Annotated in this window: 15 protein-coding genes; 6 read left to right on the forward strand and 9 right to left on the reverse strand. The window is 68.3% G+C overall.

The window, feature by feature from the left end; genetic code table 11:
- Positions 1-37 precede the first annotated feature (37 nt).
- The 7 genes from PIGHUM_RS17965 to PIGHUM_RS17995 all read right to left on the reverse strand — a co-directional run bounded on the left by PIGHUM_RS17965 (position 38) and on the right by PIGHUM_RS17995 (position 7,730).
- Positions 38-1,012: a cupin domain-containing protein gene (locus PIGHUM_RS17965; RefSeq protein WP_124081092.1), complete on the reverse strand. Its 975-nt coding sequence runs from the start codon at positions 1,010-1,012 to the stop codon at positions 38-40.
- Between the two features lie 16 nt (positions 1,013-1,028).
- The gene (locus PIGHUM_RS17970; protein ID WP_124081093.1) at positions 1,029-1,850 is read right to left on the reverse strand and encodes a fumarylacetoacetate hydrolase family protein; all 822 of its coding nucleotides are present in this window, start codon (positions 1,848-1,850) and stop codon (positions 1,029-1,031) included.
- A gap of 4 nt (positions 1,851-1,854) precedes the next feature.
- A complete protein-coding gene (locus PIGHUM_RS17975) occupies positions 1,855-3,492 on the reverse strand; it encodes an FAD-dependent oxidoreductase (protein ID WP_124081094.1) in 1,638 nt (545 codons plus the stop codon).
- 64 nt (positions 3,493-3,556) lie between these two features.
- A complete protein-coding gene (locus PIGHUM_RS17980; RefSeq protein WP_124081095.1) occupies positions 3,557-5,890 on the reverse strand; it encodes a xanthine dehydrogenase family protein molybdopterin-binding subunit in 2,334 nt (777 codons plus the stop codon).
- A complete protein-coding gene (locus PIGHUM_RS17985) occupies positions 5,887-6,396 on the reverse strand; it encodes a (2Fe-2S)-binding protein (protein ID WP_124081096.1) in 510 nt (169 codons plus the stop codon). Before PIGHUM_RS17985 ends, PIGHUM_RS17980 begins: the two co-directional genes overlap by 4 nt.
- Positions 6,393-6,887: an SRPBCC family protein gene (locus PIGHUM_RS17990; protein ID WP_124081097.1), complete on the reverse strand. Its 495-nt coding sequence runs from the start codon at positions 6,885-6,887 to the stop codon at positions 6,393-6,395. Before PIGHUM_RS17990 ends, PIGHUM_RS17985 begins: the two co-directional genes overlap by 4 nt.
- A complete protein-coding gene (locus tag PIGHUM_RS17995) occupies positions 6,888-7,730 on the reverse strand; it encodes an FAD binding domain-containing protein (RefSeq protein WP_124081098.1) in 843 nt (280 codons plus the stop codon). It lies immediately after the preceding gene.
- 191 nt (positions 7,731-7,921) lie between these two features.
- Between PIGHUM_RS17995 and PIGHUM_RS18000 the strand changes: the two genes are divergently transcribed.
- From PIGHUM_RS18000 to PIGHUM_RS18015, 4 genes are all read left to right on the forward strand, one after another.
- Positions 7,922-8,743: an IclR family transcriptional regulator gene (locus PIGHUM_RS18000; RefSeq protein ID WP_124081099.1), complete on the forward strand. Its 822-nt coding sequence runs from the start codon at positions 7,922-7,924 to the stop codon at positions 8,741-8,743.
- Positions 8,744-8,807: 64 nt separating this feature from the next.
- The gene (locus PIGHUM_RS18005; RefSeq protein ID WP_160142340.1) at positions 8,808-9,548 is read left to right on the forward strand and encodes an enoyl-CoA hydratase/isomerase family protein; all 741 of its coding nucleotides are present in this window, start codon (positions 8,808-8,810) and stop codon (positions 9,546-9,548) included.
- A 292-nt stretch (positions 9,549-9,840) separates the two neighbouring features.
- Positions 9,841-10,824 (forward strand): Bug family tripartite tricarboxylate transporter substrate binding protein, encoded by a 984-nt coding sequence (locus tag PIGHUM_RS18010; RefSeq protein ID WP_160142341.1) that lies wholly within the window; start codon positions 9,841-9,843, stop codon positions 10,822-10,824.
- Positions 10,825-10,898: 74 nt separating this feature from the next.
- On the forward strand, positions 10,899-12,446 hold the full coding sequence (locus PIGHUM_RS18015; protein WP_246013301.1) for a UbiD family decarboxylase: 1,548 nt from the start codon (positions 10,899-10,901) through the stop codon (positions 12,444-12,446).
- A gap of 64 nt (positions 12,447-12,510) precedes the next feature.
- On the opposite strand, the gene PIGHUM_RS18020 is transcribed toward PIGHUM_RS18015, so the two are convergent.
- Together PIGHUM_RS18020 and PIGHUM_RS18025 are read right to left on the reverse strand one after the other, a co-directional pair.
- A complete protein-coding gene (locus tag PIGHUM_RS18020; RefSeq protein WP_124081103.1) occupies positions 12,511-13,533 on the reverse strand; it encodes an amidohydrolase family protein in 1,023 nt (340 codons plus the stop codon).
- A 233-nt stretch (positions 13,534-13,766) separates the two neighbouring features.
- Complete coding sequence (locus tag PIGHUM_RS18025; RefSeq protein ID WP_124081104.1) at positions 13,767-18,083, reverse strand: DEAD/DEAH box helicase; 4,317 nt, start codon at positions 18,081-18,083, stop codon at positions 13,767-13,769.
- Positions 18,084-18,390: 307 nt separating this feature from the next.
- On the opposite strand from PIGHUM_RS18025, the gene PIGHUM_RS18030 reads away from it, so the two are divergent.
- Both PIGHUM_RS18030 and lon read left to right on the forward strand, forming a co-directional pair.
- The gene (locus tag PIGHUM_RS18030; RefSeq protein ID WP_124081105.1) at positions 18,391-18,795 is read left to right on the forward strand and encodes an Hsp20/alpha crystallin family protein; all 405 of its coding nucleotides are present in this window, start codon (positions 18,391-18,393) and stop codon (positions 18,793-18,795) included.
- 38 nt (positions 18,796-18,833) lie between these two features.
- Positions 18,834-21,266, forward strand: coding sequence for an endopeptidase La (lon, locus tag PIGHUM_RS18035; protein WP_124081106.1), 2,433 nt, complete (start codon positions 18,834-18,836; stop codon positions 21,264-21,266).
- The last annotated feature ends 43 nt before the right edge of the window (positions 21,267-21,309 follow it).

The following is a 21,309-nucleotide window of genomic DNA, read 5'->3' on the forward strand; positions in this document are numbered from 1 at the left end:
TGGATCTCCTCTTGTGAATGGGAATTTCGTCGCCGGTTTACCTGGAAGCCAGGGCGGTGCGCTCCCAGCCCAGCATGCGCATGAGCGGCGCGTCGGATACGCGCAGCAGCGTGGCGTCGCTCGATGCATGGACGTGATGGTCATGCCAGCTCGGGATGGCGATCATGTCGCCCGGGTTCCAGTCGAAGGCGTGTTCGCCGGACGTGGCGGTGCCGCTTCCCTTGACCACGACGTAGATCTGGTTGACGGTCGTGCGCGGGCGGTTCCACCGCGTGCCCGCGGCCATCTGCACGATCACGCGATCGAAGGTGGCGAGGCGGGGCGGCCCCAGTTCCAGGCATTTGACGCCGGGCGACGTATCCTGGAGCGCGGCCACGCGCACGCTGTATTCGCTGTGCGCGAAGCGCATGGGCGACAGCGGTGCGGCTTCGCTGCTTTGCTCGAGGGTATCGGGATGGATTTCGAAGAATATCGGACCCAGGTACTCGGCCAGCGGCACGTCCAGGAAGTCGATCCAGTAGGCGTCCCGGCCGCTCTGGTTGTCGTGTCCGTGGTAGCTCCAGTTCGGCGTCAGCAGGACGTCTCCGGCCAGCATGGGGATGCGCTTGCCGTCGACGATGGTGTAGGCGTCCGGCGCTCCTTCGAGGATGAGGCGCATGGCGTTCGGCGTATGGCGGTGGCTGCGCGCGTACTCGCCCGACTTGACCATCTGGTAGGCGCCGACGATCGTCCGGGTGGTCCCGTAGTCGTTGCCGGGAACCGGGTTCGCCATGATGAGGTTGCGGCGCTCCGCGCGGTCGGTGCCGACCAGGCGGCCGGCTGCGTGCAGCGCCGCGCGCGCGTCGGCATAGCGCCAATGCGCCGGGATGAACGGGCGCTTGGGCTCGGGATAGAGCGAAGGCGTGGGCTTGGCCCAGCCGTTCTTCATCCGGACGCCGTCCAGCATCGCATGCAGTTCGTCCAGGTCCTGCGCGCTGTCGAAGGCAAGTGCGGGTTTCAAGGCTTCTGTCATGATGTGCTACCCCTGTCTACCTGACCTCGAGGGTCATTTCGCCGATATGGTCGATGGCGATGCGTACGCGGTCGCCGCGCTGGACCGGCCCGACGCCTTCGGGCGTGCCGGTGGCGATGATGTCCCCCGGATGGAGCGTCGCGACCCGGGATGCGATTTCGATCATTTCGGGAATGTCGACGATCAGGTCCCGTGTATTGGCATCCTGGCGCAGTTCGCCGTTGACCCACAGCCGCGCCTGCAGATTGGCCGGGTCCGGAATCTCGTCCGCCGTGACGATCCACGGGCCGAAGGGGCAGAAGGTGTCGTAGGACTTGCGCATGACGCGTTCTTCGTTGCCGCGCACCACCATGTCGATCAGGCAGGCATAGCCGAACACGTGCGCATAGGCATCCGCGCGGGAAATGTTCCGGCCGCCCTTGCCGATCACGATGCCTACCTCGCACTCGTGGTGGATCTCGCGTCCCGGCAGCTCAGGCAGGACGATGGGGTCGTTCGGGCCGGACAGCGAGGAGTTGGCCTTCAGGAAGAAGCCGTTGCGGTCGGCCCGGTTCTTCGAATTCATCTCCAGTCCGTGCTTGACGTAGTTCACCGGATACGCGAGCAGCTTGTTCGGCCATTCGATGGGGACTTCCAGCCGTACTTGCGAGAGATCGATGCGGCGCGTCCCGGCATGGGTCTCGATGCCCCGCATGCGCGCGTCGAAATCGGCGATCAGCTGCACCATCTGCACGGGCGGCCACATCGCCGTGTCGATGCCGAGCGCATCGGTGATGTCGTAGGCGTCGCCGCCCTGGGCGATGCCTATCCGGCCGCCGTTGAATCGGAAGAGCTTCATCGGTTCAGTCTCCTTGGTGTCCTGTTACCGTGGCGAGGAGGCGCTGCGCATCCTCGGGAATGGCGTCGCCCCGCCAGGCGACGTGGCCGTCGGGCCGTACCAGCACGAACCGCTTTTCATAGCGCGAGGCGATCTCGGGCTGGGCCAGGCGGACGTGCTCGACCGGTACGCCGGCCGCGCGCGCGGCGGCCGTGAATGCGTGGCTGGCGGCGTCAGGCCCGCCGAAATCGAGCAGCACGAAATGCCTGCCGAACAGGTCCAGGGTCGAGCGCCCGTCCTGCAGCCATGCATGCGGCGCGCGGCAGCCCGGACGGGAGGTCGGCCGGTAGTGGATGGCATCGTCGAATTCGGCCTGGATGGCCTGCGGGTCTTCGGGTTCGGAATAGACGATGACGGGCGAGCCGGTGTAGCGGTTGCCCAGATGGATGTTCATGGAGAACCATTCCTGCCTCAGCCCCTCGGCCAGCGCGCGGCCGGCCCGGGCCCGGGCCTCGGCGCCTTCGGGACCGTCGTCGAACAGCTTCTCGCTGGTGGGAACCTGTTTCATCGTCCGCAGGTTCTCGGTGGAAAAAGCCGTGATCCGCTTGGCGATGGGGCGGCGTTCGATGCCATAGGCCTCGAGCAGGCCTGGCCCGCCCCAGCCTTCCAGATGCGCGGCGAGTTTCCAGGACAGGGTGACGGCGTCGCCGATGCCCGTATTCATGCCCAGCCCGCCGGTCGGCGACGTCAGGTGGCAGGCATCGCCGCAGATGAATACGCGGCCTTCGTGATAACGGTCGGCGACCAGTTCCATGCGAGCCCAGCGCAGGACCGAAAGAATCTCCAGGTCGAAGGGCCGGCCCAGCGCGCGATGGGCGAACGCCTCGATCTCCTCGTTGGTGTATTCCGGCCGCTCCCGCGCATTGCCGATGATGGACATGCGCCATTGGTCGTTGCCGTTGATGGCGACGATGGTGGCCCATATGCCGTCGGGACCGACGAACATGTAGCGGTAGCCGGGCTTCTTGTCGTGCAGCCGGTTGAACTCGGGGCAGCGGAAGATGACGTTGGTGGTGTTCGTCAACAGGCCGCGTCCCTGCATGTCGATGCCGAGCTGGGTGCGAACGGCGCTGCGGGCGCCATCGCAACCTACCAGGAAGCGGGCGCGTATCGTCTTCTCGGCGCCTGTCGCGAGATCGGCGATTTTCGCGGTGACGCCATCGCCGTCCTGCTCGAAGGAGAGGAACTCGTGCCGGTACAGCAGCTCGACCGACGGTTGCGAGCGGGCGAACCGGCACAGAATGGGGTCGAACATGTTTTGCGGGCAGCGTTCCCGATGCTGCGGGCTTTCCGGCGGCGCCGGCTCGTCGCGCATGGACGGCATGGGCTGGCGTTCGAGCTCATAGCCGTTCAGGGAGGTCAGGTATACGTTGTCCTGCGGATAGTCGCGGTCGTAGGGGCTGGCCTCGACTTCGCCCACCAGTCCCCAGCGGCGGCAATACTCCATCGTGCGTAGGCCGACCAGGTCCATGCGCGGCTGGCCGATGACCCCATCGCCGCGTTCGACGACCAGGCATTGCCTGCCCCGCCATCCGAGGTCGCCGGCGAGGGCGAGCCCGACCGGTCCGGCACCGATTACGAGGACTTCTGTTTGCAAATGCATGTGCTGTCGTTCTTCCATAGGGGTTGAGGCATGGGGCGGCTTGCCGGCGCATTCCGTTGAATCGTCATGGCCGGCCGGCGGGATGCAGGATCTCCCAGACCACGGCCGGCGTGGCGGGCATGGGTATTTCGTCGTCCGTCACGCCGCGCAGCGCGTCGGCCAGCGCGTTGAAGATGACCGCGGTTGCCGGCGTGATGCCGCTTTCCCCGCCGCCCTTGACGCCGAGCGGATTGCCGTGCGTGGGGTCCTCGGTCATCGCTATCCGCAAGGCGGGCACGGCGCCGGCGCGCGGCACGCCGTAGTCCATGTACGAACCGGAGAGCACCTGGCCGCTCGCCTGGTCGACGTAGTAGGCTTCGGAGAGCGCCTGCCCGATCCCCTGCGCCAGCCCTCCGTGGACCTGCCCCTCGACCACGAGCGGATTGATCGGGCGGCCCACGTCGTCCACCGACGTATAGTCCAGCAGCTCGACCGTGCCCGTGTCCGGGTCGATCTCCAGTTCGCATACGGCGGCGCCGGTCGGATAGGCGGGAAGGCGGCCGGTGAAGTCCCCCACCGCGGACAGGACACGGATGGAACGGTCCGAAGGGAGCCCGTCGCGGGCTATGCGGGCGGCGAGCTCGAACAGCGTGGCGCGCCGGGCGCCGTCCGCCGTCACGAAGCACCCTTCTTCGAAGCGCACCGCATCCGCCGACAGCATGTCGAGGGCGGCCTCGGTGCCGGTTTCGATCAGTTGCGCGGCAGCCTGGACGAGCAAGGTGCCGACCAGGCGCATCGACCGGTCCGAATGCGTTCCGCCGCCGGCGGATACGAATGCGGTGTCTCCCGTGCGCAGCCGGATCGAAGCCAGCGGTACGCCCAGCTGCGAGGCCAGCACCTGCGCGAAGGTGGTGGCGTGGCCCTGTCCCTGGCTTTGCGTGCCGGCGACCAGGTCGACGGTGCCGTCCGGCAGCACCGTGAGCTCGATGCGCTCGCGCGCGGCGCCTACCGGCGATTCGATGTAGTTGGCCACGCCTATGCCGCGCAGCCGGCCGCGCGCCAGGGATGCGCGCCGCCGCTCCTCGAAGCCGTGCCAGTCCGCCAGCGCTATCGCCTGGTCCAGGTTGCCGGCGAAGTCGCCGCTGTCATAGGTGAGGCCCATGGGGTTGCGGTAGGGCAGCTGCTCGCGCCGGATCAGGTTGCGGCGCCGGATCTCGACCCGGTCGATTCGAAGCTCACGGGCGGCGATGTCGAGCAGGCGCTCGATGACGTGCATCGCTTCCGGCCGTCCGGCGCCGCGGTAGGGCGAGGTGGGCACGGTATTCGTGAGCACGGCCGTCACCAGTACCGACGAGGCCGGAATGTCGTAGACGGAGGAGATCACCCGCGAACCGTTTCCCATCGATACGAAAGCGACGGTGTGCGCGCCGAGATTGCCGAACCAGTCATAGTCGATGGCGAGGATGCGGCCGTCCCGCGAAAGCCCCATCGACGCGCGGATCAGCTGGTCGCGTCCCTGGTAGTCGGAGACGAAGGCTTCGCTGCGGTCGCCGGTCCATTTCACGGGGCGGCCGACGCGGCGCGCGGCCCAGACCACGGCGACCTGCTCGGCATAGATGGCGGTGCGCGGGCCGAAGCCGCCGCCCACGTCGGGGCAGACCACGCGCACCTGGGCCGGCGGCATGTCCAGCGCGTCGGCCAGGCTGATCCGCAGCCGCACCACGCCCTGGCTGCCGGAGACCAGCGTGCAGCTGCCGCGCGCGCCATCGTACAGGCCGATGGCCGAACGCGGTTCCATCTGGCAGTTCACCACGCGGCTGATGCGGAACTCGCGGCTGATCCGGTGATCGGCGCGGGCCAGGATGGCGCGCGCGGCCGCCCGGTCCCCGCATTGCTCGCGGAACGCGACGTTGCCCGGCGCACCGTCCCACAGCCGGGGCGCGCCGTCCCGGAGGGCGTCGTCGGCCCGGACCACGGCATCGAGGGGGTCGTAATCGACCTGGACCAGTTCGGCGGCATCGCGGGCCTGCGCCGGGCTTTCCGCTATCACCATGGCGACTGCCTCGCCTACGTGGCGCACCTTGCCGTGCGCGAGCGGCATATGCCCGCCCTGGAACAGGAAGCCGTCCACGGTATTGCGGAACCAGGGCTGGGACACGTCGTTGGCGTCGGGCGGGTTCGCGGCATGCCGGATGGGCTTGCAGCCGTCCGCCAGGTAGTCGGACGCGGTCAGGACCGCCAGCACCCCCGGCGCCGTCCTGGCCGCTTCGGTATCGATGGCCGCGATGCACGCATGCGCGTGCGGCGAGCGCAGGAACGCGGCATAAGCCTGGCCCGGCTCGTTGATGTCGTCGGTATAGCGGCCTTGGCCGAGTACCAGCCTGCGGTCTTCCAGGCGCGGGATGGCTTGGCCGATCATGGGTGCGCCTGCTTCGAGGCCGCGCATCCGCCCCATGCCGCGGGGTACAGGGCGGCGGCGGCATGGCGAACCGCGGCAATGATGTTCACATAGCCGGTGCAGCGGCAGATGTTGCCTTCCAGCGCCTGGTGGATCGCCTCGTCGTCCAGCGACTCGGGGCAGCTGGAGAGGAAGTATTCGACCGCCATCATCATGCCCGGCGTGCAAAAGCCGCACTGCAGGCCGTGGCATTGCACGAAGGCTTCCTGCACCGGATGCAGCCGTCCGTCGCGTGCCAGTCCTTCCACGGTGACGACCGTGCCGCCCGAGGCCTGGCACGCCAGGACCGTGCACGACTTGACGGCCAGCCCGTCGAGCCTGACCGTACAGGCGCCGCATTGGGTCGTGTCGCAGCCCACGTGCGTGCCGGTCAGCCCGCAGTGCTGGCGCAGGAATTCGGCCAGCAGCGTGCGGTCCTCGGCCTCGTGGCAGACGGGTTGTCCGTTTACCTGCAATCGGATGTTCACGCGGCGTCTCCGCCGATGGCCGCATCCGTGCCGTCGACTGGTTGCGTGGCGCGCGCTGAGACGTTCGCATTGAAGCGCTTGAAGAAATCGGCGGCGATCTTGTTCGCCGCCGATTGGATCAGGCGCGCGCCGATCTGCGCGAGCTTGCCGCCCACCTCGGCCTTGGCCTCATAGGTCAGCAGCGTGCCGTCCTGCGCATCGGCCAGGCGTACGTCCGCGATCATCCGGCCGAAGCCCGCGACGCCGCCCGTTCCCTGGCCCGCCAGCCGGAAACCGGTCCCCGCCACTTTGTCCGACAGCGTCAGGCTTCCGGTGAAGCGGGCCTTGACCGGACCGATGGCGGCAACGACGGTCGCGTCGTAGGCGTCGTCGCCGGACGGCACGAGGGACTCGCATCCCGGCACGCTGGCCTGCAGCATGGCGGGGTCGTTCAGGCACTGCCATACGAGATCGCGCGGAGCCGCGATCGTCTGGGATCCAGAAAACTCCATCTATTCGTCCTTTGAATGGTCCGGCTTGTTGCGAAGCTCAACGGGAGCGGAAGTCATCTGCGCGACCAGGCGGCGGGTCTGGACCTCGACCAGGTTCGCCCGGTAGCGCGGCGGGGCATGGGGATCGCCCAGGAGTTCGGCGGGATCCAGGCGCAGGCCGTCGAGCGCGCCGACGCTGAAATCGCCGCTCAGCCTGTCCTCGGCTTCTTCCCAGCGGAAAACGCAGGGTCCGGCGCCGGTGATGGCCACGCGCACGCCGTTGTCGGCAAGCGCGATGAACACGCCGGCGACCGCGTAACCGGAGGCCGGATGGCGGTATTTGAGGTAGCCGGCCTGGCGCACGATGGGGAATTCGACGGCCACGATCAGTTCGCCCGGCTCCAGCGCGGTCTCGAACATGCCGAGGAAATAGTCGTCGGCGGCAATCGCCCGCCGGGTGGTGAGCACCGTGGCGGCCAGGCCCAGTACCGCGGAGGGGTAGTCGGCAGCGGGATCATTGTTCGCGAGCGACCCGCCCAGCGTCCCGCGGTTGCGCACTTGCGGATCCGCGATCTGGCCGGCCAGGCAGGACAGTGCCGGGACCGCGCGCGCGACCTGCGGCGAACGCGCGACCTCGGCGTGCCGGGTGGCCGCTCCTATCCTGATCGTGCCGTTGCCGGCCGCGATTCCGCGCAGTTCATCGAGCCTGCTCAGATCCACCAGATGCGAGGGAGCGGCCAGGCGCTGCTTGAGCGTCGGGATGAGTGTCATGCCGCCGGACAAGGGGCGGGCCTCGGGATGATCCTTCAGCAGCGCGATCGCTTCGTCCAGCGTATTTGGGCGTGCATAGTGGGTGGCGTACACGGTAATGTCTCGAACTCGTTGGCAGCCACAGGAGGGGCAGCGCTTTATCAATCCATGCTAAGATTAATTCGCATAACGAATTAACTATCTGCTTTGCGAAAAATTTAGCTTAGCCAGGGCACGGCTGTCAATGTTTTTGGCCGTCCCCGGGCTGATGCCGATTTCCTTTTGCGAGGAAGGAACCCTGCTACATGAAAAGAATGTCTGCCCAATCCGAAAGCGATGAACAGCCGGAACAGGAAGAAAAAGGCAAAGACCGGCAGTTCGTGACTGCCCTGTCGCGCGGCTTGCAGATACTGCGGTGCTTCACGCGGGCCCGGCCCGCGCTGCGCGTGTCCGAATTGGCGCGCATGACCGGCCTGCCGCAGCCGACGGTATGGCGTCTCTGCTACACCTTGATCCAGGAGGGATATCTGGTCCACGTCGACAGCGGAGAGAAACTGCGGCCGAACTACCCCGTGCTGGCGCTGGGCTACGCGGCGATCGCGGGCGCCCCCGTGGCCGAGCTGGCGCGTCCGGAGATGGAAGAGCTGGCCGACCGCTACCAGGGGGCGGTGTCGCTCGGCGTGCGGGACGGCATGCACATCATCTATCTCGCGCGCAGCCAGCGGTCCGACATCCTGATACGCGACGCCGACGTGGGCTCGAGGGTGCCGCTCATTTCCGCTCCCATCGCATGGGGATATATCGCCGGGCTCGGCGCCGCGGGCCGCAAGGCGGTGTTCGATGAATTGGCGCGGTCGCACGATGAGCGCTGGCCCGGACTGCGGCCCAGGCTCGAGCAGGCGCTGGCCGATTACGAGCAGGCCGGCTACGTGCTCAGCAAGGGCATCATGCATGAGCAGATCAACGCGGTGGCGGTTCCCGTGTTCGCCGAGGACGGCACGGTGGCCATGTCGCTCAGTTACGGCGGACTGGCGCCGCTGTTTCCCGACGAGAGGCTGGCGGCGATAGGCGAAGACCTGAAGGCGCTGGCCGGACGCCTGCGTTCGGCGATCAAATCCGTGCATTGATCACATCGATGCATCCCGGCCGTCCGGCATGCCGCCGTGCGGCAATCACCTCTGGAGGAGGACCATGAGCAACGAACTATTGGTGCGGCAGGACGGAGCCGTCTTGCACGTGACCATCAACCGCCCGGAACACGGCAACGGCATGAGCGACGCGATGGCGCGCGAATTGATCCAGTTGCTGGACCGGGCCCATGAATCTTCCGACCTGGTGCTGCTGCGCGGCGCCGGCGCGGATTTCTGCATCGGCCGCGCCCGCGACCCGAACCGGCCGGCGCCGTCCCCGGACGCCTATGAGCGCCGCGAGGAATACGACGTGATCTTCGATTGCTACCGTGCGATCCGGCGCTGCCAGGTGCCCGTGATCGGCGTGGTGCAGGGCAGGGCGATGGGCTTCGGCACGGCTGTGGTGGCCTTGTGCGACGTATCGTTCGCGAGCGATGCCGCGACGTTCAACATTCCCGAGATGGGGCACGGCATCATGCCCACCATGGTGATGTCGGCCCTGTTCGATCGGATGAACCGCAATGCGATTCTCTGGATGACGTATTCGCGCGAATTCATCGATGCCCAGCGCGCGCTGCAATACGGCCTGGTCAGCACGGTGGTGCCGGCCGACCGGCTCGACCAGGAAGTGCAGGATTTCTGCGCCAAGCTGGCGGCCAGCCCGCGGCCGGCCATCCGGGGCCTGAAGGAATACCTGCGCTCGGCTCCGGACATGAGCGAGCAGGGCGCCGTCGATTACGCGCGCAGCCTGCATGCAATGGTCAACACCGCCGGCGCGATGAAAAATAGCCCCCAACGCTAGCCGCTTCGCAGCGGCGCTGGCCCCCGAGGAGGTGTTTTTCATCTTGGGGCGGCCCGGCGATGAAAAGCCCGCCGCGTAGTTCCCGCTCCTTCCTGCCTCGGTGTCCGCCCGGTTCGCGGGCGGACGCCTTCCCCCTTTCTTCCCCTCCTCATGTTTTCCCCAGGATGCAGCTGCGCCTGTTGACTGCGCGTGCCGCCAACTGGTACTTTAAATTCGCAATGCAATAATTTAATTCGCAATGCGAATTTTAACGGTAAAAACAAGGCATATCCAGAACAGAGGAGACATGGAAATGGCGGAAAACAGGAGGTTGTGGGGCGTTGCACTGCTTGCGGCAGCCGCGTGTGCGGCGGCCGTTCCGGCGCTGGCGCAGGACAAGTACCCGAGCCGTCCGGTGAAGATCGTCGTCGCGATCGGGCCGGGGTCGGCGACCGATTCGTTCGCGCGCCTGCTGGCCGAAGGGCTGCGCACCGAATTGAAGGGCGATTTCATCGTCGAGAACAAGGCGGGAGCCGGCGGCGTGATCGGCGGCAATTTCATTGCCCGCGCCGCGCCGGACGGCTACACCCTGGGCGTGCTGCATTCTTCAGTGGTCACGACCTCCCCGGTGGTCCAGACCTCGGTCCAATACGATCCCCGCAAGGATTTCACCTATCTCGGCAATACCGTGTCGAACCCGGTCGTGCTGCTCGTGCCCGGCGCATCGCCGTTCAAGAAACTGGAAGACCTGGTGGATGCGGCGCGAAAAGCGCCGGGCAAATACAACACCGGGATCATCGGCATGGGGTCGCACAGCCACTTCAACCTGGAGCTGTTGAAAGAGTCTTCCGGCGCGGGCTTGACCCGGGTTCCCTACAGCGGCGGCACCAGCCAGATCCTGGCGGACCTGGTCGGGAACCAGGTCGATAGCGCGTCCTTGATCTGGGCCGGTCTGGGCGAGTTCGTCAAGGACGGCAGGGTGCGCGCCTTGGCCGCTACGAGCCAGCTGAAGGATTTCCCCAACGTGCCGACCTTCGAGAGCAAGGGCTATCCCAAAGTCCACCTCGAAGTGTTCCTCGCGGTCGTCGCGCCGGCGGGGCTGCCGAAAGAGATCAGCGACAAGCTGGTGCCGGCGATCGAGCGGATCGTCAAGAAGCCGGAGAACGAGGAAACAATGAGCCGCCTGGGATACCGGGTCAACTACGAACCGCCGGCCAAGGCGGCGCAAACGGTCAAGGAAGAACTGGACTTCGTGGCGCCGCTCGCCAGGCAGCTCGGCCTTGCCGCGAAGGAATGATCCGTGTCCATGCCGTTTATTGAAGCCGTTGCGCCGCGTGCGTGCCAGAAGAGTGTGCCCAGATGAAAAAAGATATGCCTGACCTGAATCGTTTCCGCCTGAAGAGTTTCCTGGACAGCCTGCGCGAACTGCCGAACGCCGCGGACGAAATCGACGTGCGTGCGGAACCGGTCCGGCTCGCCGACGTGGCGGCGATTCTCCACGACAATCCCAAGGCCGTGCTGTTCGAACAGGCCGGGGCCGCCGGGCATGCCTTGATCGGCAACGCGCTGGCCAGCCGCACGCGCATGGCGCACGCGTTCGGCGTGTCGCCGCGGGAACTGCTGCCCGAGATCCTGAAGCGCCTGCGCGGAAGGCCCGAGATCGTCGAGATCGAACGCGAGCATGCGCCTGTGCAGGAAGTGGTGGCGATGGGCGACGACGTCGACCTCACCCGGCTGCCCATCAACCTGCAGCATGGCCTGGACGGCGGCCCGTACATTTCGGCCGCGGTGGATTTCGCGCACGACCAGGCATCCGGCTGGACCAACATCGGCCTGCGCCGGCTCATGGTCCGGGGCCGCAGGGAAACCGGCATCGACCTGGTGGCGCCGTCCGACCTGCGCGTGATCCTGCTCGCCAGCCTGGCCGAGAAAAAGCACCTGCCCCTGTCCATCGTGGTGGGCAGCCATCCCATCGACTACTTTGCCGCCACGATGCGCCTGCCGGTCGACGAGCTGGGATTGATGGCCCAGTTGCGCGGCGCGCCGCTGCCCGTGGTGAAATGCCTCACCAACGACCTGAGGGTGCCGGCGGATGCGGAGTGGGTCATCGAGGGATATCTCGACGCCGCCGGCTATACCGAGCCGGAAGGCCCGTATGGCGAATTCCTCGGCTACTACGGCGGCGTCAAGATCAATCCGGTCTTCCGCGTGACGGCGATCACGCGGCGCAAGGATGCCGTTTTCCAGACCTTGACCATAGGCGGCAGCGCGATGAGCAGCACCGACACCGCCCAGTTGTGCGCGCTGCGGACCGAGGTGCTGGCGTGGCGGGCCCTGGAGTCGGCGGTGCGCGACGTGCGGGGCATCTACGCGCCGCCCGCCGCGGGGGGCGTCTACAACTTGCGCGTGGCGCTGCAGCAGCGCGTGCCGGGAGAGGCGCGCAATGCGATCGCCGCCGTATTCGCTTCCGTGGCGAACGTGAAGAACGTGTTCGTGGTCGATCCGGATATCGACATCTTTTCCGACGAGCAGATCGAATGGGCGCTGGGCACGCGCTTCCAGCCGGAACGCGACCTGGTGGTGCAAGGCGGATTCCGCACGTTGCCGCTGGACCCGTCGCTGGACGACGATGCGACGACGGGATCCAAGGCCGGTTTCGACCTCACCTGGACGTTCGGCGCCAGCAGCAGGATGGAAGCGACCACGCCGGTGCCGCCGCGGTATGAAGGAAGGCGTTTCGAGTCGGTGCGCGATGCGCTCGCCGATGGGCCGAAATTCTTCGAGGACTTGATGGCCGCGGTGGACAGCGGCGACGGCGGCGATGTGGTGCGCGCGCTCGAGGACTTGCGCAGCGAGGGAACCCTGACCCGGGATACCGAACGCGGGCGGTATGCGCTGCGCGGGCCGGCGGGCGAGTAGCGCAGGCCCGCCCGGCCGGTGAATCTCCGGGGGACGCCGGGCAGGCGCCCCCCGGACCGGACGCTTACAGTCCCCGTGCCTTCAACTGCGCATCCAGGCGCGGATAGACGCGGCGGGCGTTCAGTTCGAACACTTTGCGCTTGTCTTCGGCCGAGATGTCCAGCGCATCGATGTAGCGCTTGGTGTCGTCGAAGTACTGGCCCGTGGTCGGATCGATGCCGCGCACCGCGCCGACCATTTCCGAACCGAACAGGATGTTGTCGACGTCGATCACCTCGAACAGCAGGTTGATGCCGGGCTGGTGGTAGACGCAGGTGTCGAAATAGACGTTCTTCATCACGTGCTCGGCCAGCGGCGGGCGCTTGAGCATGTCGGCCAGGCCGCGGTAGCGGCCCCAGTGGTAGGGCACCGCGCCGCCGCCGTGCGGGATGATGAGCTTGAGCGTCGGGAAGTCCTTGAACAGGTCGCCTTCGATGAATTGCATGAAGGCGATCGTGTCGGCGGCCAGGTAGTAGGCGCCGGTGGCGTGCATGGCGCAATTGCACGAGCCCGAGACGTGGATCATGGCCGGCACGTCCAGTTCGACCATCTTCTCGAAGAAGGGATACCACGAGCGGTCGGTCAGCGGCGGGGCGCTGAAGCTGCCGCCCGAAGGATCGGGGTTGAGGTTGCAGCCGACGAAGCCCAGTTCGTTCACACAGCGCTCCAGCTCGGCGATGGAGCCGGCGATCGATGCGCCGGGAGATTGCGGCAACTGGCAGACGCCGATGAAGGTCTCGGGGTAGAGGTCGATGACGCGCTTGATCAGGTCGTTGGAGCGGCGTGCCCAGACCTGGCTGAGGGCTTCGTTGCCGACGTGCGGCTCCATCGCCGAGGCACGCGGCGAGAAGATGGTCATGTCGGCGCCGCGCTCGCGCAGCAGGCGAAGCTGGTTGGCTTCGATCGTTTCGCGGATCTCGTCGTCGGAAATATCGGGGTAGGCCGGATCGATATCGCCGCTGGCCTTGAAGCCGGCCTTCTGGGCGTCGCGCCACTTGTTGTGGGCGGCCGGCGAAGTGGTGTAGTGACCGTGACAATCGATGATCATGCTAGGCAATTCCTGTTCTGCGGGATGGCCCTGGCCTGGGGCCTGGAAGCCATCGGATTGAAAAACCGAGCGCGCCGGCCTGCCGCGGTGGGCGGTGCCGGCGACGGTGCCCCTCAGGCCGCGGCGGGTTGCCGCCTTGGCCGGCGCGATTGTAGCCGCTCGGACTGCGCCGGTGCGGGGGCCGCGAGCGAAACGCAAGGCCCGATGGGCAAAGCGCAAAGCAAAACGCGCACTCAGGCAACCAGCGCCTGGCGCATACGCTCCCGTTCTTGCGCATCGGCGTCTACCAGATAGCGTATCTCGCCGCCGGCGGTGCAGGCAACGGGCAGGCCGTCGCGATAGAGCAGCCGGTTGCCGGCTACGGCGGGAAGGCGCTCGCAGGAAAGCAGCGTGCCGGTCAGGTTCATCGGATCGCAGGCCGAGACTCGGACCAGTTCGCCCTGGCCGGCTTGCCGGCGAATGGCGCGCAGCACGGGGAGGGCCTCGGGCAGCGCGAACTGCTCGCCCGCCAGCCCGGCGACGAAGCGGCCGCCGCGTATTTCGCCGCGCGCTTCCAGGCGGTGCAGCGTGGGCAGCAGGTCGCGCCACGGCGGCAGCCAGCCGGCCTCGCGCTCGAGCAGGCGCCAGCAGACGACGCCGTAGCGCCGCAGCAGCACCTGGACCAGGTGTTCCAGTACCTCGGCAGGCGGGCGTTTGCCGGGGGACGGCGCCGGTTCGGGGCCCGCATCGGGCCGCCGCAGCAAGGCCCAGCGGCCGGCCTCGTCCATATGGTGGAGCTGCGAAGCGCTGCGCCCGCGCCGGCGGCCGGCGGTGCGCCGCGACGGCGGGGTCAGCAGGGCGCGCAGTCCGCCGAAGCTGTCGGCATTGGCCGCGCCCGCGGCCACCAGTTCGCCCAGCGCGGACTCGAGTTCGCCGGAGAGCAGCCGGGTGTCGGCCAGCAGTTCGTCGAAGAACATGGCGCCGTGGCGGACCAGCGCCGCATGCACGTGCTGGGCGCGCGGCGTGAGGCCGTGCACCGGCGCGGCGGCTACGAGCGCCTGCCAGCGGCCGAGGCTGCGGCGCTGCAGCAGCACCAGCGGCGTGGCCCGCACCGGTCCGCCGGCGGCTTTCGCCTGGCCGCCCAGGCGCATCCATACGGTCTTGCCGGCGCGTCCGAGCTGGTCCAGCCAGTCCGGATCGTAGCCGGCGATGCGCGCGGGCAGCAGGTCGGATTCCCAGGAGCTGGCGGCTGCTTCATAGCCTTCGAGCTGTTCGATCACGCCCGCCAGCGTATCGGGGCCCTGCTGCCTATGCTCGGCGTCCAGGTGCTGCCAGGCCAGCAGGAAGCGCATGAAATCCTGCCGTTCCACCGGTTCGATCTCGCGCCGCAGGCGCTTGAGCGTATAGCGATGGATGCGCGCCAGCAGATGGCGTTCGCACCATTCTTCTTCGCTCGCGCCGGGCGTGAAGCGGCCGCGCATCACATAGCCCTCGCCCTCGAGCGCGGCCAGCGCCGCGGCGAGGGCGGGCATGGGCAGGGCGAGGTCGGCGGCGATGGCGCGCACGGTGCGCGGACCGAAGCCGGTCAGCCGCGCGCGCACGAGTTCGGTCAGCGCGGCGCCGGCTTCCCAGGGCTGGTCGTGGCCGGCGGGCACGGCGAGCGGCGGCTCGGCCACGGCCTCCGGATAGACGGCCCGAAGGCAGGCATGCCGTTCCAGCGGCACCCACAGCACGGTGTGCGCATCGACCCGCAGGCGCGTGGCATGGCCGCTGTCCGCCAGCGATCGGAGCAAGGCCGGCCACTCCGGCACGGCACCGGCCTCGGGCCCGGTCAGGGCGGCCAGGCCCATCAGCGCCTCGTGCATCTCGTCACGGTTGCGCGCCTGCGGCCAGGCTTCGGCCGCGACGGCCGCGATGGCGTCCGGGTCGAGCGCGCCGAGGTCGTCGGCCGACTCCGGATCGGTCCAGCGCCGCGCCAGCACGGCATGGGTGCGCCGTTCTTCGATCGGCGCATCGTCCAGGAAAGCATAGGGACGGGCGCTGAGGATTTCCATGGCCAGCGGCGACGGCGCGGGCAGGTCGCGCGCGACCAGGCCGACCGCGCCGCGTTCGATGCGCCCGAGCAGCGCCAGCCAGGCGTCGGCGTCCATGGCTTCGTGCAGGCAGTCGTCCAGGGTCTGGGCGACCAGGGGATGGTCGGGAACCTCGCGTTCGCCCGCGATGTTCTCCAGGCAGGCAGCCTGGTCGGGGAACACGGTGGCGAGCAGGTCGTCGCTGCGCATGCGCTGGATCTGCGGCGCCAGCTTGCGCCCGCCGGCGTAGCGCGGCAGGGCGAGCGCGGTGGTGGCGGTCCAGCGCCAGCGCGTGCCGAACAGCGGCGCGTCCAGCAGCGCCTGGACCAGCACGTGCTCGGCCGTGCCGGCGCGCAGGTAGCGCCAGACTTCCTCCAGCGGGAAGCTGTGGCTGGTGGACAGCGACAGCACGATGGCGTCTTCGGTGGCGGCGGCCTGCAGCTCGAAATTGAAGCTGCGGCAAAAGCGCTTGCGCAGCGCCAGCCCCCAGGCGCGGTTGAGCCGGCTGCCGAAAGGCGAATGGATGACGAGCTGCATGCCGCCGGCTTCGTCGAAGAAGCGCTCCATGACCAGCGTGTCCTGGGTCGGCAACTGTCCCAGCGCGGCGCGCGAGCGCGCCAGGTATTCGACGATCTGGCGGGCGGCGGCCTCGTCCAGGCCGATGCCGTCGATCAGCGCGCGGAGGGCGCGGCCGACGTCGTTGCCGCTGCCCAATTCGTGCTCGACCTCGGCGCGCAGCCGCGCCACCCCGGCCGAGAGTTCGTCGCTGCGGCCGGGGGCTTCGCCGAGCCAGAACGGAATATTGGGCGCCGCGCCGTGCGCATCCTCGACCCGCACGCGGCCGGTTTCAACGCGCAGGATGCGGTAGGAAACATTGCCGAGCTGGAATACGTCGCCGGCCAGGCTTTCCACCGCGAAATCCTCGTTGACCGTGCCTACCATCAGGCCGCCGGGTTCGAGCAGCACGGTGTAGTCGGCATTGTCCGGGATCGTGCCGCCGGAGGTGACCGCGGTCAGGCGGGCGCCGCGGCGCCCGCGCAGCGTGCCCGTGACGGCATCGCGGTGCAGGTAGGCGGCCCGCACGCCCTGGCGTCCGCTGTATCCCTGCGCCAGCATGCGCAGGACGGCATCGAAGTCGGCGCGCGCCAGGTTCGCATAAGGATGGGCGCGCCGCACCAGGGCATAGAGCGCGTCTTCGTGCCATTCCTGGCTGGCGGCTTCGGCCACGATCTGCTGGGCCAGCACGTCCAGCGGCGCGACGGGCAGGCGCAAGGTGTCGAGTTCGCCGCGCCGGATGCAGTCGAGCAGGGCGGCGCATTCGACCAGGTCGTCGCGCGAGGTCGGGAACAGCCGGCCCTTGGAGACGCCGCCGACCTGATGGCCGGCCCGCCCCACGCGTTGAAGAAAGGCCGAGATGCCGCGCGGCGAGCCCACCTGGCAGACCAGCTCCACGTCGCCGATGTCTATGCCCAGTTCGAGCGAGGCCGTGGCCACCAGCACGCGCAGCGCGCCGCGCTTGAGCCGCTGCTCGGCATCGAGCCGGTGCTCTTTGGACAGGCTGCCATGGTGCGCCGCCACCGCCTCTTCGCCCAGGCGCTCGGCCAGGTGGCGGGCGGCGCGCTCGGCGGTGCGGCGGGTGTTGACGAAGACCAGCGTGGTGCGGTGCTGGGCGGCCAGTTCCGCCATGCGGTCGTAGACGCGGTCCCAGACGTCGATCGCCATGACCGCCTCCAGCGGCACGGGCGGCACTTCGATCGCCAGGTCGCGGGCGCGCGCATGGCCGATGTCGACGATGCGGCACTCGGCGGCGCGCGCGGGACCGACCAGGAAGCGCGCGACCTCGTCCAGCGGCTTCTGGGTGGCCGACAGGCCGATGCGCACGGGCGGCCGGCCGCACAGGGCGTCCAGCCGCTCCAGGCTCAGCGCCAGGTGGCTGCCGCGTTTGCCCGCCGCCATGGTGTGGATCTCGTCGACGATGACGCTGCGGGTGTCCGCCAGCATGCGCCGCCCGCTTTCCGATCCCAGCAGGATGTAGAGCGATTCCGGCGTGGTCACCAGGATGTGCGGCGCCTGCCTGCGCATGGCCTGGCGCGCCTGGGCGTCGGTGTCGCCGGTGCGCACCGCCACGCGTACGCCGGGGTCGGGCAGGCCCATGCCGGCCAGTTCCGCCGCGATGCCCTCGAGCGGCGCCTGCAGGTTGACGCGGATGTCGTTGGAGAGCGCCTTCAGCGGCGAGACGTAGACCACCGAGGTCGTGTCGGGCAGGCCGCCGTCGCGTTCCGCGGCGCGGACCAAGGCGTCGATCGCCGCCAGGAAGGCCGTCAGCGTCTTGCCGGAGCCGGTCGGGGCCGCCACCAGCGTGGGACTGCCCTGGAGAATATGCGGCCAAGCCTGGCGCTGCGCGTCGGTCGGCGCGCCGAAGGCGCGGCGGAACCAGGCGGCCACGGCGGGGTGGAAACCTTGCAGCGGGTCGAGTCGGGGGGAAGGGCGGGCGGCCATGTCCGACTATATGGGGATGCTTGCGCAAGGGACAACGGCGCACGGTCCGGGCAGCGGCGCCACTTGATACGCGATCTTCCGTCCCCATTTCCTCGATAACGCTGTGACGACTCCGCCGGCCGCGCTTCGGCGCGTGGGGCGCAGTTCCCGTTCCCTATTGCCAGATGCGGGTCGCCGCCTTACCGTGGTGGTGTCCGCCGGTGTTCCGTCCCCGGGCCGCCCGCGCTGCCCATCCTGGCGACAACAGAATGGAAATCCCGCTTCGCCGCGCATGGCGGCGGAGCGATTGCCGTCCGAGGACAAGACCATGATCTATCGCAAGCCGCCTTCCAGTTCCACATGGATCGACGCGCTCAGGCTGCTGGAGGAGGCGGATAGCCTGCACCGGCAATTTTTCCGGCTGGGACAGGGCAGGCCGCAGGGGCCGACCTGGGAACCCCCCATCGATATTTTCGAGAGCGGCCGCGTGCTGTCGGTGCTGGTGGCGCTGCCCGGCGTATCCGCCGAGCACGTGCAAGTGCTGGTAGAAGGCGCGACCCTGGTCGTCGTCGGCGAACGGGTCCTGCCCGCGCCTGCCGAAGCGCACATCCGCCGGATCGAGATTCCCTACGGCCGCTTCGAGCGGCGCATCGCGCTGCCGCCGGGCAGCTTCGAGATCCGCGAGTCGAGGATGGTGGATGGCTGCCTCCGTCTGACCCTGATCATGGGCTGATGCCCGCAGCGCCTGGATAACCGGAATCAGGACCGAACATGCAAAACGAATTCAGAGATCCGCAACAAGGACCGGAGCGCCCGTCGGTGCAAGCCGAGGCCCCGTCTTCCCCGTCGCAGGCCGCGCCGCTGGCCCTGCCCAGCGATGCGATCGCGCTCATACCGGTGCGCAACCTGGTGTTGTTCCCGGGCCTGGTCGCGCCCATTTCCGTCGGGCGCGAGAGCTCCGTGCGCGCGGCGCAGGACGCGGCGCGCGCCAACCGCCAGGTCGGCATCATCCTGCAGCGCGATCCGGAAACGGAAGACCTGCAGCGCGGCGACCTGCACGAGGTGGGCACGGTGGCGAACATCGTGCGCTACATGACCGGCTCCGAAGGCTCGCACCACGTCATCTGCCAGGGCGTGCAGCGCTTCCGCATCATCGAACTGCTGACCGGCTATCCGTTCATGGTCGCCCGGGTGCAGCGCTTCGAGGATCCGGCCGTTGCGACCTCGGAGATCGAGGCGCGGCTGCTCCAGCTCAAGACGCGCGCGCAGGAGATCCTGCAGCTGTTGCCGCAGGTGCCCGCCGAACTGGGCGCGACCCTGCAGAACATGAACTCGGCGCCGGCGCTGGCCGACTTCATCGCCGGGCTGATGGAGCTCAAGCCCGACGAGAAGCAGGGCGTGCTGGACACGCTGGACGTGATCGCGCGCGCCGACAAGGTCCTCTCGTTCATGTCGCACCAGATCGAAGTGCTGCGCATCAGCCGCGACGTCGACCAGCAGACCAAGGCGCGTTTCGAAGACCGCCAGCGCGAGGTCATGCTGCGCGAGCAGTTGAAGACCATCCAGCAGCAACTGGGCGAAGGCGAGGGCAGCGGCGCGGAGCTGGCCGAACTGGCCGAGCGCATCGCCCGGGCCGGCATGTCCGAAGAGGCCGAGAAGCAGGCGCGCAAAGAGCTCAAGCGCCTGGAAAGCATTCCGGAGGCGTCGTCCGAGTATTCGATGGTGCGCACCTACCTGGATTGGCTGATCGAACTGCCGTGGTCGGCGGCGACCGAGGACAGGATCGACATCGCCGAGGCCCGCCGCATCCTGGACGAAGACCATTACGGCCTGGACAAGATCAAGCGCCGCATCCTGGAATACCTCGCCGTGCGCAAGCTCAATCCGTCCGGCAAGAGCCCGGTGCTGTGCTTTGCCGGGCCGCCCGGGGTGGGCAAGACCTCGCTGGGGCAGAGCATCGCCAAGGCCACGGGCCGCAAGTTCGTGCGGCTGAGCATGGGCGGCGTCCATGACGAGGCGGAAATCCGCGGGCACCGCCGCACCTATGTGGGCGCGCTGCCGGGCAACGTCATCCAGGCCATCCACAAGGCCGGCTCGAACAACTGCGTGATGATGCTGGACGAGGTCGACAAGCTCGGCGCCAGCGCCCACGGCGATCCCGCCGCGGCGCTGCTGGAGGTGCTCGACCCCGAGCAGCACGATACCTTCCGCGACAACTACCTGGGCGTGCCCTTCGATTTGTCCAAGGTGCTGTTCATCGCCACGGCCAACGTGCTCGATTCCATACCCGGGCCGCTGCGCGACCGCATGGAGGTCATTTCGCTGCCGGGCTACACCGAAGAGGAAAAGGCCCAGATCGCGCGCCGCTATCTGGTGCCGCGCCAGCTCGAGGCCAACGGCTTGAGCGCGGAACAGTGCGAGATCAGCGATGCGGCCATCCACGAGGTGATCGCGGGCTACACGCGCGAGGCGGGCGTGCGCAACCTGGAGCGCGAAATCGGCAGTGTGTTCCGGCACGCGGCGATGAGCGTGGCCGAGGGCACGGCGCAGCATGTGAGCGTCGATGCCGCCGACCTGGAAGCCATCCTGGGCGGCCGCCGCTTCGAGAGCGAGATCGCGATGCGCGCCGGCCTGCCGGGCGTGGCCACGGGGCTGGCCTGGACGCCGGTGGGCGGCGACATCCTGTTCATCGAGGCGAGCAGGACGCCGGGCAGTGGACGCTTGATCCTGACGGGGCAGCTGGGCGAAGTGATGCGCGAGAGCGTGCAGGCCGCGCTGACCCTGCTCAAGGGCCGGGCCGAATCGCTGGGCATCGATCCCGCGCAGTTCGAGCGCCACGACATCCACGTCCACGTGCCGGCCGGCGCGATACCCAAGGACGGGCCGAGCGCGGGCGTGGCGATGTTCGTCGCGCTGGCCTCGCTGATGACCGGCAAGCCGGTGCCCGCGAGCCTGGCGATGACCGGCGAGATCAGCCTGCGCGGGCTGGTCCTGCCCGTGGGCGGCATCAAGGAGAAAGTGCTGGCCGCCTTGCGCGCCGGCATCAAGACGGTGATGCTGCCCGCCCGCAATCGCAAGGACATCGACGACATTCCCGAGGCTTCGCGCAAGCAGCTGGAGTTCGTGCTGCTCGAACAGATCGAGGATGCGCTGCGGGTGGCCTTGCCGGACGCGCAAGCGGTCCGGGCAGGGCAGGCGCCGTGAACAAGGACGAAGCGCCCGCCGCGGCGCCGGTCGAAGCCGCCGT

This window comes from Pigmentiphaga humi (genome assembly GCF_900606115.1).
GTDB lineage: Bacteria > Pseudomonadota > Gammaproteobacteria > Burkholderiales > Burkholderiaceae_B > Pigmentiphaga > Pigmentiphaga humi.